The organism is Paenibacillus sp. P22, assembly GCF_000469945.2.
In the GTDB taxonomy this organism is placed as follows: Bacteria; Bacillota; Bacilli; order Paenibacillales; family Paenibacillaceae; genus Paenibacillus_O; species Paenibacillus_O humicus.
Genome location: NZ_CBRA020000071.1, coordinates 1 through 13,857, shown reverse-complemented (window position 1 = coordinate 13,857; position 13,857 = coordinate 1). Strand labels below are relative to the sequence as shown.

At 61.6% G+C, this 13,857-nt stretch carries 11 protein-coding genes and 1 pseudogene; 1 reads left to right on the top strand and 11 read right to left on the bottom strand.

What is annotated here, in order from left to right:
- From BN871_RS11575 to fabZ, 4 genes are all read right to left on the bottom strand, one after another.
- Positions 1-607: polysaccharide pyruvyl transferase family protein (locus BN871_RS11575; RefSeq protein ID WP_048746099.1), on the bottom strand; the 607-nt coding region annotated here is incomplete at its 3' end.
- Positions 600-2,747, bottom strand: coding sequence for a DUF5693 family protein (locus tag BN871_RS11570; RefSeq protein ID WP_157060266.1), 2,148 nt, complete (start codon positions 2,745-2,747; stop codon positions 600-602). The genes BN871_RS11570 and BN871_RS11575, both read right to left, overlap by 8 nt.
- Before the next feature lie 200 nt (positions 2,748-2,947).
- Positions 2,948-4,657 carry a phospho-sugar mutase gene (locus tag BN871_RS11565; protein ID WP_048746097.1) on the bottom strand — a complete coding sequence of 570 codons (1,710 nt, stop codon included), beginning with the start codon at positions 4,655-4,657 and terminating at the stop codon, positions 2,948-2,950.
- A gap of 128 nt (positions 4,658-4,785) precedes the next feature.
- A complete protein-coding gene (gene fabZ / locus BN871_RS11560) occupies positions 4,786-5,217 on the bottom strand; it encodes a 3-hydroxyacyl-ACP dehydratase FabZ (RefSeq protein ID WP_048746095.1) in 432 nt (143 codons plus the stop codon).
- 358 nt (positions 5,218-5,575) lie between these two features.
- Between fabZ and BN871_RS11555 the strand changes: the two genes are divergently transcribed.
- The gene (locus tag BN871_RS11555; protein ID WP_048746093.1) at positions 5,576-7,735 is read left to right on the top strand and encodes an Ig-like domain-containing protein; all 2,160 of its coding nucleotides are present in this window, start codon (positions 5,576-5,578) and stop codon (positions 7,733-7,735) included.
- A 119-nt stretch (positions 7,736-7,854) separates the two neighbouring features.
- Here the strand turns inward: BN871_RS11555 and BN871_RS11550 are convergent, their stop codons facing one another.
- The 7 genes and pseudogenes from BN871_RS11550 to spoIID all read right to left on the bottom strand — a co-directional run.
- Positions 7,855-8,214, bottom strand: a complete 360-nt coding sequence (locus BN871_RS11550; RefSeq protein ID WP_021880266.1) for a DNA-directed RNA polymerase subunit beta — start codon at positions 8,212-8,214, stop codon at positions 7,855-7,857.
- Between the two features lie 81 nt (positions 8,215-8,295).
- Positions 8,296-9,123: a flagellar hook-basal body protein gene (locus BN871_RS11545; protein ID WP_048746091.1), complete on the bottom strand. Its 828-nt coding sequence runs from the start codon at positions 9,121-9,123 to the stop codon at positions 8,296-8,298.
- Between the two features lie 13 nt (positions 9,124-9,136).
- Positions 9,137-9,997, bottom strand: coding sequence for a flagellar hook-basal body protein (locus BN871_RS11540; RefSeq protein ID WP_048746089.1), 861 nt, complete (start codon positions 9,995-9,997; stop codon positions 9,137-9,139).
- A 157-nt stretch (positions 9,998-10,154) separates the two neighbouring features.
- A pseudogene (gene mreB, locus BN871_RS11535) lies at positions 10,155-11,160 on the bottom strand (rod shape-determining protein MreB).
- 138 nt (positions 11,161-11,298) lie between these two features.
- Positions 11,299-11,583, bottom strand: coding sequence for a sporulation transcriptional regulator SpoIIID (gene spoIIID, locus BN871_RS11530; RefSeq protein WP_021880270.1), 285 nt, complete (start codon positions 11,581-11,583; stop codon positions 11,299-11,301).
- 328 nt (positions 11,584-11,911) lie between these two features.
- Complete coding sequence (locus BN871_RS11525; RefSeq protein ID WP_021880271.1) at positions 11,912-12,685, bottom strand: M23 family metallopeptidase; 774 nt, start codon at positions 12,683-12,685, stop codon at positions 11,912-11,914.
- 92 nt (positions 12,686-12,777) lie between these two features.
- On the bottom strand, positions 12,778-13,857 hold a 1,080-nt coding region (gene spoIID, locus BN871_RS11520; RefSeq protein ID WP_053086972.1), incomplete at its 5' end, for a stage II sporulation protein D.

Here is a 13,857-nt window from a genome sequence, read left to right as displayed (position 1 = left end):
CGCCGCCCGCTGCGGCGGAGCCGCCGCCTGCCGCTGCCTGCGAACCTTGCGGCAGCGGCAGGCCCATGACCGGATCGGGCACGACGTCGATCCGGTCCTGCGGAACGCCCATCCGCGACAGCAGCACCGCGGATTCGTCATCGCGCACGGACACGTACGCGCTGCGGGTCATCACATGCCGGATGAGGCCGTCCATCCGGCGGTTCAGCACGGGGCCGATGCCCTGCGCGTAGATGAACACCGGCTTGCGAAGCAGCTGGGCCAGCTTGATGATTCCCGTATAGTAGGGAATCGTCTTGCCGCCCGTCACGTCCTGCAGCAGGCTGCCGCCGCCGCTGATGAGGCCGTCGCAGCCGGCGATGGCTTTCATCAGCTCCAGCGGCTTCATCCGATGCACGGCCTTGACGCCATACATTTGCGTTGTCCAAGCCGGATCTCCGGACAGCACGACAGGATCGATCTCGACGCCCTGGGCTTCCCCCTCGGCGCGAAGAGCGAGCAGGATCGACTTCAGAACCGCTTCGTCGCCGCTGTTGCGGAAGCCGTAGTAGCCGGAGATGACGATTTTCCTGCGCATCGGGGAGACAGCTCCTCCGGACTTAGCCATTCGCAGCCCTCTCCCGCGGCCAGAATCTTCTTACGAGCGTTTCCCCGATCTGCCATGCGGCGATCAGGATCAGGCCGATGACGACTCCGATGCCGAGGCCGAGCAGGATGCGGATCAAGGAGATGTGGATCGGCGTGTGGATATGCGCGAACGTGTCGACCATGGACAGCTGGCCCATGGAGCCTACAATTAGCAATACCCAGGCGGCGCGGTAGCGAAGCGACAGGAACAAGCCGAGCACCATGAGCGGATGCGCCAGCAGGAATTCCTTGAAGCGGGGCCGCACTCCGAAAGTTCCTTCCAGCGTGTTGCGGAACACCAGCTCCAAGGAAGTAGCCGTTCCGGAATTGCCCGTGCGCGACAGATAGTACAGCCCGGCAGCGCCGATGACGGCAACCGCGACGCACCAGAGAATCGTGATCTGCAGCCCGAGCACCCGCCGCAGGCTGAGCCAGACCGATTGGCCTGTGAACAGGAACAGGTAGACGGCGGTCAAGCCGATCGGCGCCAGGTGGAGCAGGCTTACGCCGCGGAACTGCTCCAGCACGAGGCTGTACGTCATGCTGTTGAGCAGCCCGATTACGATCGGGATGGCCAGCATGCTGATCAGCGAGGTCACGGCCAGAATGCTCAGCGCCATCGTCAGGCGCCGTCCGGCCGAGAGGCCGCGGAACACCCAGCGTGTGCCGGCTTGCCCGAGTCCACCCAGCATGCCGCTCCAAGGCGACACCTGGAACGAGCGGTCCGTGCCTTCGTTGGCCGCGGAATTCCATTCGCCTCCTACCGGCCGCCGCTGTCCTTCCGTATGGGAGCGGATCCGGTTGATCGCCCAGATCATCGCCAGCGTCGGAGCGCTGATCGCGGCCCCGAGCGCCAAGCCCTGCTCCATGAGCGAGCTGTTCAGGACGTAAAGCCCGGCGCTGCCGGCGAGGCCGAGCAGGAAGACGATCAAGGCCAGGCCGTTGAAGAAGGCTCCGGCAAGCAGCGCGATCAGGCTGATTGCCCCCAGGGCGACGACCGCTTTGAGAGCCTTCATCCAGCTTGGATAGGAGCGCTCGAACGCGTGGGCTTCCCCTGAAGGAAATCCGAACGAATCCAGCTTGGCGATCGCTCCGTCCGGCCCGTCAAGCGACTTGTAGAGATTGTCCATCGGATCCGTGACGGTCCCTTTGTCCAGGTTGGCGGAGGGAGCCGCGTTCAGATAGAACATGCGGATGTTGCGGTCTTTGGCCGCAAGCAGGAAGCGGTCGGCGATGACGTCCGGCTTCAGGGCGGCAGCGTCTTTGTCCGAGAGGGAATAAAGCCGCGTAACGTTATAGTGCGTCAGATAGGCCAGCGTATTCAGGCCCGACTGGGGTTTTTTGAGATTTTCGATGGCGGTGATTCCGATTCCGTACTCATTCAGCTTCTGGGCAAAATGAGTCAACGTCTTGTCGGCCGCCTGATCGGCGAAGCCGGTGACCGCTCCGCCGTCGAACAGGATGCGGGTGACGCCGAGATTTTTGAATCCGGCCAGCAGCGCATCCATGCGCTCCGTGTCGTAAGGGATCCGGTCCGAAAGTCTCGGCAGCAGGCGGAAGCCGGCGTCATGAAGCTCCGTCAGCGCCAGCGGATCGGGAGCCATCGACTTCAGCACCGCTCCGGCCATCGGCGTCTCCAGCACGAGGCCGCGCTTGCCATCCAGGTCCCACGGACGCACGGCGATGCCGTCGCTTTCGAAGCGTTCGCGGATCATCGGCTCCAGAGCAGCCTGCTCCCTGGCTCCTTCAAACAGCAGGTACGTATAGTTCTGTCCTGCAGGCGAAGGCTTGCCCTGCAGCAGCGCCGCTTCCGCCTCGCTGTACAAGCCCAGCCTCCCTGCGTTCTCGAGCTCGTCCAGCCGGCTCTCGAACACCGAAAGCGTGCCGACGCCGTGAGACTTCAGCTTTTGAAGCTCGCTTTTGATATAGTCGACCGGACGGCTTTGATAGGACGCCACCAGCACGAGATCCGAATAATCGAACACGTACTCGACCTGCTTGGAGGTCTTCTCCATCTGCCACCGGTTAGCTCCGATGGGAATTGCCGCGATGACGCCGATCAGCGCCAGCACCCACATGATTCTGCGGGCCGCGCGGTTCCACTGCTGCCACTTCAACACGTTCCAGTTCGCCCCTTATCCACTCATACTTGAAAAGCCGGGCAGGGCGGGTAGACATCACCCGCCCTGCGGCTCTTTATTGAACTTCAGAGCCGGCTCCATGACGGGCCCGGCTGCTGCACTGCTATTGCCTGCGGGGACGGCATCAAGCCTGCCGGCTCCCCGGCCCGGATCTGCCCGTCTATAGGGTACAGAGCAGGTCAGGCCATCGCGTCCACGCGCTGCATGACGGAGCTTCGCAGCACGTTCAGCGCATTCTCCGCAGACGGCAGGGAGTCCCCGCGGACCGCGAAGTAGACTTTGATCTTGGGCTCCGTGCCGGACGGCCGCAGCGTGAACCAGGAGCCGTCCTCAAGAATGTACTTCAGCACGTTCTCCTGCGGCAGGCCGTCCAGGCCGAGGCTGTAGTCGAGCACCTGCGACACCTTGATTCCGCCGGCTTCAGTCGGAGCTTCCGAACGGAAGCTGTCCATGATGGCCCCGATCTTCTGGACGCCGTCCAGTCCCTTGAGCGTGCGGGACTCCAGGCCTTCCAGATAGTAGCCGTACTCTCCGTACAGCTCCAGCAGCACGTCATACAGCGTCTTGCCCTGCTGCTTGTAGAAGGCGGCCGCTTCGGCGATCAGCATCGCCGCTACGACGGCATCCTTGTCCCTGGCGTAGGTGCCTGTCAGGTACCCGTAGCTTTCCTCGTAGCCGAACAGGAACGTATGCGAGCCCGTCCGTTCGAATTCGGTCATTTTCTCGCCGATATATTTGAAGCCGGTCAGCGTGTTGATGACCTCTGCGCCGTTGGCCTTGGCGATGTCCGCGCCCATCTCGCTCGTTACGATCGTCTTGATGACGGCGCCGTTCGCAGGCAGCTCGCCTCTTTCGCGCAGCTGGCTGAGCACGTAGTGGACCATGATCGCGCCGGACTGGTTGCCGGAGAGAACAACGTACTCGCCTTCGTTGTTCTTCACGACGGCGCCCATCCGGTCGGCGTCAGGGTCGGTGCCGATGATGATGTCCGCGCCTTGCTCCTGCGCCTGCTTGATCGCCAGCGCGAACGCCTCGCGCTCCTCCGGATTCGGACTCTTCAGTGTGCTGAAGTAGCCGTCCGGCTGCTCCTGCGACGGCACGACGGCGACCGACTCGATGCCGATCTCCTTGAGCGCGCCGCGGACCGGATGGTTGCCGCTTCCGTGCAGAGGCGTGTAGATGACCTTGATGTCGCGTCCCGCGCCGCGCTTGAGCAGGTCGCGATTGAGGCTCTGCGCCGCCACGGCTTCGATGAAGTCCCGGTCCGCGTCCTCGCCGAGCCACACGAGCAGCCCTTGCCGCTCCGCGTCTTCGCGGGCCATGCGCTTGATCTCGCCGAAGCTCGCCACCTTCTGGATCGCCGCGATCGCCTGCTCGGCCTCATGCGGCACGAGCTGGCAGCCTTCCGGACCGTACGCCTTGTAGCCGTTGTACTCCGGAGGATTGTGGCTGGCCGTGATGACGACGCCGCCGCTCGCACCGAGCGCGCGCACCGCGAAGCTCAGCTGCGGGGTCGGACGCAGCGAAGGGAACAAGTACGTCTTGATGCCGTTGCCGGCCAGCACGAGCGCGGCTTCCAGCGTGAACTCCGGAGAGTTGTTGCGGGAATCGTGTGCGATCACGACCGAAGGCTTGTCCGTCTGCCCGAGCAGCCAGTTCGCCAGACCCTGCGTCGCCTTGCCTACCGTATAGGCGTTGAGGCGGTTCGTACCGGCTCCCATGACGCCGCGGAGGCCGCCGGTGCCGAATTCGAGATCGCGGTAGAACCGGTCGGTAATCTCCTTTTCGTCCCCCGCGATTCCCCTCAGCTCTTCTTTGGTCGCCTCGTCGATCGTCGGATCCTCGAGCCAGGACTGATAGCGTTGTTGCGCAAGTTCTGTTACGGACATGGACTCATCTCTCCCTTGATCTCTGCATGGTCTCACTTAATAAAGCAGGCCCGGTCCGAATATCCTCGTTTTGTTGACGAATTCGGGCTGCCTTTTGTTTTGGCCTTTTGCTTTTCAGCGATAGAAGCCTACTTCGGATCCGTAAGCGCGAACATGATCTCGCCTTCGGCCACGACCTTGTCCCCGACCTTCGCCGTCGCCTGGCCTTTGCCGATGATGCCTTTCAGCCGGGTGATGGTCACCTCAAGCGTCAGCGTATCTCCCGGCACGACCTGGCCGCGGAAGCGGAAGCCGTCGATGCCGGCGAACATCGCGATTTTGCCGCGGTTCGCTTCCACCTTGAGGATAGCGACCGCGCCTACCTGCGCCAGCGCCTCGACGATCAGGACGCCCGGCATGACAGGGAATCCCGGGAAATGCCCGGCGAAGAAAGGCTCGTTCATCGTGACGTTCTTGAGTCCGACGGCCCGTACGCCTTCCTCGACCTCAAGAATGCGGTCGATCAGCAGAAACGGCTGGCGGTGAGGAATAATCTCCATGATTTCATTGATATCCAGCAAAAAAATACCCCTTCCGCGGGCGAAAGCGCCCTTGTTCGTCAATCGCCGGCCGGGCTGCATGGAACCGGGGCCGGCGGGCTACACTATTCATGTCCTGAGCGAGCCTGCAGGTCGCAAAGGTTGAGATAGGAGGGCAGGAAGCGGACTGAAGCGCCGCCGACTGTCCTTTTTATTGCGCAAAAAAAGGGTCGGAATTCCTCTTTCTGCCGCTGAATGCCTATGTATATCTTCGTTATTATACCTCCGCAGTTCCAAAAAAAAAAACCGCCGCCCTTCCTATTTTCCACCATTTGCCTACATAATTCGCATCGATATGCCGTTAAAGGAACTATCATGGTTTGCAAAGGAGTGTCTTTCGTTGTCCTACCGCGTTACCAATCGTCCGCTGCTGTCCCTGCTGCTCGCGGCCGTCCTGGCGCTTGCGCTGCTCGCGCCTGCCGCGCATGCCGAAGATACGGTCACCTCGGTCAAGCTGACCGAAGGCTCCAAGCTTTCCCTCACGTTCGGGGACGACCCTTACGCGCTCGCGCTGTGGGCGTCCTACTCGGGCTCTTCCGCGACCAAGGATGTCAGCGCCTCGGCCGTATGGTCGACCTCCAGCTCATCCGTCCTCAAGGTCACGGGAGGCGTGCTGACGCCCGTAGCGGCCGGAACCGCGACGATTACCGGCAAGTACAGCGGCTATTCCGCATCGATTTCCGTTACGGTCACCTATCCTTATGCCAAGCTCCAGCTTCTGACGGAGGACGGCAGCGCCGCTCCATCCACCCTGAAAGCACAGCTCGGGGACGACCTGACCTTCGGCGTTGTCGGCAAAAACGGGAATGAATCCAAGGATCTCGCCGACGAAGCCGTCTGGAGCAGCTCCAACACGGCGGCCGCTACGGTCGAGGACGGCAAGGTCACTCTCGTCGCGGCAGGCACATCCGTCATCAAGGCTTCCTACCGAGGCGTGTCCGCCTCCATTACGTTAACCGTGTCTTCCCCCTATCAATCGCTCGCGCTGTCGCCAAATTCTCTCCTTGATCTTACGGCGGGCGACGAGGCCAGATCCTTGACCGCGACAGCTGCGCCGGCAGGCGGCGGCACGCCGGTCGATGTGACCGACGATGCTTCCTGGACGACCTCGGCGGCAGCCGTAGCCAAAGTGGACAAAGGCGTCGTGACGCCCGTCGGTCCCGGAACCGCGACGATCACCGCTTCTCTCTACGGTTCCTCGACCACCGTCAGCGTCGTCGTGCGCGCAGCCCACGAAGCGCTGAAGCTGAGCGCCTCGGCGGAGCTGAATCTGCTGCTCTCCGACAGCCCGCTTCAAGTGACCGCGTCGGCTCTCGATCCGAACAAGGAGCCGGCCGATGTGACGAAGGCCGCCGAATGGAGCTCCAGCGACGTCTTCACCGCTACCGTGTCCGACGGACTCGTCACGCCGAAGGCAGCCGGCTCCTCCGTCATCAAGGTGGAGTACAAGGGTCTCTCCAGAACGTTGAACGTCACCGTCTACCCGACCCTCCTTTCGATCGAGGCCGGCTCCGAACCCCTGACAAGCATTACGGGCGACAGCGGCAAGCTGCCGGCGGTCACCGGCAAGACGCTGGACGACTCCACGATCGCTGTCGACAAGCTCGTCAGCTGGACATCCGGCGACTCCGACGTCATTGAGATCAAGGATGGCAAATGGTCCGCCAAAAAAGCCGGCAAAGCCGTTCTGAAGGCGGCGGTCGGCGGCCTCTCGGCCGAAGTGGAAATGGCCGTGGGCCTGAAGCCGCTGGCGCTTCTCCCGGAGCAGCAGACGATCAGCCTAATCATCGGCAAGGACACTCCGATCCCGCCTTTGAACGTAACGTATACGGATGGAACGGAAGAAGACGTCACGGCCAAGGCCGAATGGAAAACGACCGGCAGCTCCTTGCTTGTCAAAGGAACGACGCTGCGCGGACTGACCGCTGCGCGGACGTCGCTGACCGCCTCCTACCAGGGCAAGACCGTCTCTCTTCCTGTCGTGATCGAAGAAGAGCTGAGCAAGCTGGCGGTGGAGGAATCCTCGCTCGTGCTGAATCCCGGCAAGAGCAAGACCGTCAAAGTCACCGGCACGTTCAAAAGCGGCTCGACGAGCTCGCTCGCCTCGAAAATGACCTGGACCGTCGACAATGACGATATCGCGAGCATCAAGGGCAGTTCCGTCAAGGGCCTCAAGCTCGGAACGGCCAAGCTCACCGGAACGTACCAGGGCAAGAGCATCACCGTGACGATCGCCGTCAAGCCGAAGCTGAAGAGCCTCGTCCTGTCGGACAAAACCTTGCAGCTTGCACCCGGAGCTTCCGCGCCGCTGAAGCTCAAGGCGTTCTACGACAACGGCACGCAGGCGGAAGTCACCGCGGCGGCTGTCTGGACTTCCAGCAAGGAAGCCGCGGCGACCGTTACCGCAGGCGGAGCCGTCACCGCCGCCGCCAAAGGCACGGCTACGATCAAGGCCGCTTTTGAAGGCAAGACCGTAAGCGTAAGGGTCACCGTAAAATAAAGCCGCATATACAAAAGCCGGAGCGAAAGGCGCAATGCCTTTGCTCCGGCTTTTTTTTTGCCGTGGCCTTGAATCGGCGGCCGCAAAAAAATCCGGCCCCGAAAGGAGGCCGGATACATCTAGGAATCCGCGAAGATAAGGTCGTAAATATGCTTGTAGACGCCAAAGTCGAATGCATCGTCCATGCTTCCCTTGCCCAGGACGACGAAGCCCAGATAAAGGCCGCCTGTCAGCGCGCCGACGAACAGCGCCAGCACGATGACCTTGCGGGCGAACCACCACGCGGTGAACCGGCTGCGCCGCTTCGGCTTTGCCTTGGATTTGGTCTTGGCTGCTGCCGGAGCGTCCAGCGAAGATGGTTCTGCCTCCCGGTCCAGGGGAGCTTGGCTGTCGCTCGGCCGGAAATTGTCGGCCGGACGGGACGCCGCCCCTCCTCCCGACATGCGGGTGTGGGATTCATTCTGCACCATGGTCATCATCCTATTCCTCCGGAAGAGAATCCTTCCGTAATCTATTGCGCGGCAGATTCCCACCGCGCCGCAGCATGGAGGAACAGGAATCTAGCCGCGCATGTTGTTGGCCATGCCCAGCATCGAATCGGCGGAGGTCAGCGCCCTGGCGCTCAGCTGATAAGCCCTCTGCACGTTCAAAAGCTCGGTCATCTCATCCACGACGTTGACGTTGGATTGCTCGACATACCCTTGGCGGACAGCGATTCCGCTGTCGGGACCGGCTGCGGCGTCGGTAAGCACGTCTCCCGCCGCAATTCCGTCCGGGACGACAAACAGGTTGTCCTCCACCGGAGTGAGCAGCTCGGGTCGAGCTGGAGATACAAGGCTCAGCTGCCCGAGATTCTCGCGGGTTCCATCCCCATGCACGCCTTCCACGACGCCTTCGCCGCTGATCTGCAGCGTGACGCCGGCCGGAACGACGATCGGTCCAGGCTGGCCCGCGCCTCCCCGAGTGCCGAGAACAGGATACCCCGCTTCTGTCGCCAGTATCGTATCACCGTTGCCTCTCACCGTCAACTGGAAGGCGCCGCTGCGGGTATAGGCCGTTTTGCCGTCCGCCTCCACCTGGAAGAGCGCATTTCCTTCGATCGCCAGATCCGTAGCGGTGCCGGTTTCCTTGAGCGAGCCTTGGGTCATGTCAGGTCCCAGCTGCAGGAAACGGGCGCCCCAGCCCTGGTTGTAGCCCATCGGTCCGATGCGGCCGTCCTTGCGGAACGCCTCGGGCTGCTGCTTGGCGTTCGTGAGCAGATCCTCGAACGTGCCTTGCTTGCGTTTATAGCCTGCCGTATTCACGTTGGCGATATTCTCGGCCAGCAGGTCAAGCCGCTGCTGCAGGGCGTTCATCGTCACCGACGCATTGATTATCGATCCGTTCATCTACCGTTCCTCCTCACACCTTGCCGACTTCGTTGACGGCCTTCTCCAGGCTCTTGTCGTAATACTGGACGACCTTCTGATTCGCCTCGTAGGCTCTCAGTGCGCCCATCATATCCACCATCGCCTGGGTGGCGTCGACGTTGGAGCGCTCCGTATACCCCTGACGGACTTCCACACCGTCCGCCGCCGTCGCCGGAGCCGCCCCGCCCTGCCCGTCAAGACGGAACTTGCCGTCTCCCTCGCGGATCAGGTCCTGAACGCGGTCGACTCGCGTGATCAGCAGCGATCTGCCCGTAGCAACGCCGTCCGCATCCGTGAAATCGTAGGCGCCGTTCAGCTTCAGCGAATCCATGGAGGTGCCGGCCGGGAACGTCACCGGGCGGTTGTTCTTGCCGAGCACGGCCGAGCCGTCCGCCGTAAGCAGGGAACCGTCGGCCGCCAAGTGGAATTGTCCGCCTCTCGTGTATCGGGTCTGTCCGTCCGCATCCTGCACGGTGAAGTAGGCCTGCGGCCTGTACGTCACCGTTCCGTCTTCGGCGACGGATTTGCCGGAAGCGTCGAACACGGTGCCCGCCACCTCGATATTGGAGGCGATGGCGAAGTCGGATGCCCGATCCGTCTTGTTGAGATCGCCCTGCACCTGCAGCGCGATGCTTTCCTCCGCCAGCACACCGGTGCTGAGGCGTCCGATCCGGCGCGACGGCTCATCGTTCTTGCCGGTCATGGACAGCAGCATGTCCGGAAAGGAACGGTTCAGCGCATTGCTCTGCTTATATCCCGTCGTATTGAGATTGGCGATATTCGTCGTTACCGTGTCATGCACGCGCTGCTGGGCTACCATGCCTGCCGCTGCCGTGTACAATCCTCTGAGCATCCGGTTCTCCCCTTGCCTGTATGATGAAAGATGAAAGGATGAAAGTCTTATTGTTATATCGGCAGCGGCTGCCCATCCATGAAGAGCGGCCCGCCCTTCGCGCTCCGCAGCTCCGGAAGGAGCGGCTCGCGAGGGGCGGGCCTTCGGTCGCCGGACTCTAGAAGCGCGCCTTCTTGCGCGACATCCGGTCCAGATGGTCCAGCATGAATCCGGTGCCTTTCACCACGCAGTGCATCGGGTCTTCGGCGACGAGCACCGGCACCTTGAGCTCGTCCGCCATGAGCAGATCCAGCCCGTCCAGCAGGGCGCCTCCGCCGGTCAGAATGACGCCGCGGTCGATGATGTCCGCAGACAATTCGGGAGGCGTGCGCTCCAGCACGGACTTGGCGGCAGCTACGATGGAGGCGACGGAATCGTGCAGCGCTTCCCGGACCTCCTCCGAGTGGATGGAGATGGTCTGCGGAAGCCCCGTCACCATATCGCGGCCCCGGATATCAATGGCCTCGCTGCGTCCGCCAGCGTATACCGATCCGATGCGCATTTTGATGCTCTCGCTTGTCCTTTCTCCGACCAGAAGCTTGTACTTCGCCTTGATGTAGCGGGCAATATCGGAATCGAACGTATCGCCGGCTACCTTGATCGAGGAAGAAGTCACGATGTCGCCCATGGACAGGACGGCCACATCCGTCGTGCCCCCGGCCGATATCGACGACCATATTGCCGCTAGGCTGATAAATGTCCATGCCGGCACCGATCGCGGCCGCCTTGGGTTCTTCTTCCATATAAACTTCTTTGGCTCCGCAGCGCTCGGCTGCCTCCCGGATCGCTTTCTGCTCCACCGATGTAATGTTGGTAGGAGCGCAAATGAGAATACGCGGACGGCTGTACCAGCTCCGTCCGCCGATGCGGTCGATGAAAGCCTTGAGCATCATTTCCGTAATTTCGAAGTCTGCGATGACTCCATCCCGAAGCGGGCGGATGGCGACGATATTTCCCGGTGTCCGGCCGACCATCCGGTACGCCTCGTCTCCGACGGCCAGCACCCGCTTGGTGCCGGTTTCAACGGCGACTACGGACGGCTCGTCGAGCACGACGCCCCTGCCTTTTACATGAATGGACACGTTGGCGGTGCCCAGATCGATTCCGATATCCTTGCTCAGCATACGTCCGAAGTCCCCTAACGAATAATGTGGAAGTTCATACCCCCATTATTCGCTAATAACCTCGTTTTTCCTCTGATTTTGTCAAAAAATTTTACCAAAAGGCCTCCCGTGAAAGGGGAGGCCGGAATGCGGCCGTTTTTACCTTTTTCCTGCAGCCAGCACCTCGCGGCGCTTGGTGCTTTTCTTGTACTTGATCTTGGTCGCCTCGCCGCCCCTGAGATGGCGGATGGACTTGTGGTACTCCAGGATGTGCTTCACTTGATCGGCCAGATCGGGATTGATTTCCGGCAGCCGCTCGGTGAGATCCTTGTGCACCGTGCTCTTCGATACCCCGAACTCCTTGGCGATCGTGCGCACCGTATGCTTGGTCTCCACGATGCACCGGCCAATCTTGATGGTCCGCTCTTTGATGTAATCGTGCACGTTCCCGCCTCCCTAACTCGTTTTAAGATTGGTACATTATATGAGAGGGGCGGGTAGATATTCTTTGTGGCCAAGCACTAGGTACTAAATCCGTCCAATTTGTTCGCAAATGGCCTTCCGGCGGACAGTCCGAGCCATGAAAAAACAATCCGGCTCCCTTGCAGAAAAAGAGCAGGCTGGCAGCCCGAAAGCGGCATTGAAGCCGGTCAGGCGCCAAGGCTTGCCGCCGTCGGCTGGCTGAGCAAAGCCGCACGCCGGACGAAGCAGCGGTCTTTTTCATCGGCATAAAAAAATCCCTGAAGCCGAGGCTTCAGGGATGAGGAACCGCTTATTCGGAATCGTCGCCCGATGCGGCGCTGCTGTCCTGGCTTGCTGCCGGAGCGAGCGCGGGCAGGACCGAATTCGGATTGACATGCTCGTTGTTTTTGAGAAGCGCGAAGTGCAGGTGTACGCCCAGATCTTTCTGCAGCTCGTTTTTGCCTGCCTTGCCGATTACCGTGCTTTGCTTGACGTCGTCGCCTTGCTTGACCGTCACATCGGTCAAGCTTTGGTAGACGGAGACGTATCCGCCCGAATGGGTGATCTCCACGACCGTGCCGTTGGTCGGCTGATCCTGCACCAGCGTCACTTTGCCGCTCAGCACGGCCTGCACGTCGAACGGCTGGTCGTCGCTGCGGGCCAGGTCGATGCCGGTGTTGGCGGAGAACGTGTTGCCCTGCTCGACCATCGCGGCATCCTGCTCGGCAGGAGTCGCGGCGGCATCGAAGTAGCCGCGCTTCACCGTGACGTCAGCCGTGCTGGCTACCGGCCATTTTGCCGTCTCGCCAGGCACCGGCTTCACGGTCACCGGCTCCGGCTGCTGCTCTCCGCCTTGCGCCACTGCAGTCGTATCGGGGATCTCGGTTGTCGAAGTCTTCTTGTCGTCTCCCTGATAGAGCCACATGACGGTTACGATGATTGCTGCCGCGGCGACGAACAGTGCCGGAGAGATCCACTTGCGCGACAGGGTCTTCTTGTAAGCTGAAGATGGAGCGGAGTTTCTTCCTCCCAGATTTGGTTTAGGAGGCTCTTGCTTTTGGTTTTTTTGATCTTGTTCATTCATTTTCTATCACCTCACTAGCCATTGTTGCCGGATCAGCTAGGTTTATACGTAGGGCGATAGAGAATTTGCGAGGAGGGAGGAAGATTCGCCTCCTAGCTGCTCATGCGGGGGAGATCGTTCTCCCTCACGACCGCGGTTCCGGTATAGTAGTGGGACAGAATCTGATAGGCGTTGCTGCCCTTCTTCGCCATGCCGTCGGCGCCCCACTGGCTCATCCCGACACCGTGCCCATAGCCATAGGTCGTAATCTCGATATTTTTGCCGCTGATCTTCCAGGTGAATTGGGAGGAGGCGAGTCCCAGCTTCTCCCGGGCTTCGCGGCCCGTGAACGTGGCGTCTCCCGCCGCCAGCTCGCGGATCCTTCTGCCGTCCGTCGTATCGAGCACCCGCAGGCTGCGGACCGGCGTGCTGCCGCTGAGGCCGAGCTTCCGGTAGAAGGACGCCAGCGGCATCGTCGTCGTCTCCTTGTACTCCGGAGACAGGGACTTGTCCCACGGGCTGGCCACGCTGCGGAGATAGGGAAGGCTGGCGTCCCAGTAATCCTCTGAATTTTCGGTATAACCGTTGCTGGTGGAAAAGAACAGAGCCTGAATCGGGCTTCCCTGATAGGTGACGATTTCTCCCCTCGTCCCTTGGACGGCTTCGTTCAGCTTCGTCAGATTCGCCTCCCGCTCCTTGCCGCTCCAGCGGGCCAGCAGCTGCTTCATCGGGATGTACACCTGATGGGCGGTCGTATCCGTGACATCCGCTCCCTTCACCGGCACGCCGCTGACGTCGCCGGAAGCGAGCCGCCGGACGATATACGTGCGGGCGGCGATCGCCTGCGCCTTGAGCGCTTCCGGCTCGAAGGAGATCGGCATCTCGCCGGCGATGACGCCGCGGATATAGGTCTCCATCGGCACCTTCTCGATGCGCTTCTCCTTCGTCACATAGACGCGCACCTGGGTCAGATCCAGCGCCGTCAGCTTCTTCGGCCCGGTAGAAGGCGCTGGCGCCGATTCCTCCGTTCCGGCCGGAGAACCGCCGCCAGCGCCTGCGCCGATTCCGGATCCTTCCCCCCCATCTGCCGGTCCTGCAGTCCCGTCGGCCGATTCTGCGCCGCTTCCGGATGCTTGTCCCCCATCTGCCGGCCCCGCCAGCCCCGCCGGCCGCTTCGTCGGCGGCTGCCTGGC

What these genes read in the sequence shown, in the direction of transcription:
- BN871_RS11565 (WP_048746097.1), bottom strand. Translation starts at nt 4,657, where the DNA reads ATGTCCGTAACAGAACTTGCGCAACAACGCTATCAGTCCTGGCTCGAG.
- BN871_RS11550 (WP_021880266.1), bottom strand. Translation starts at nt 8,214, where the DNA reads ATGATGACCATGGTGCAGAATGAATCCCACACCCGCATGTCGGGAGGA.
- BN871_RS11545 (WP_048746091.1), bottom strand. Translation starts at nt 9,123, where the DNA reads ATGAACGGATCGATAATCAATGCGTCGGTGACGATGAACGCCCTGCAG.
- BN871_RS11540 (WP_048746089.1), bottom strand. Translation starts at nt 9,997, where the DNA reads ATGCTCAGAGGATTGTACACGGCAGCGGCAGGCATGGTAGCCCAGCAG.
- BN871_RS11525 (WP_021880271.1), bottom strand. Translation starts at nt 12,685, where the DNA reads ATGAATGAACAAGATCAAAAAAACCAAAAGCAAGAGCCTCCTAAACCA.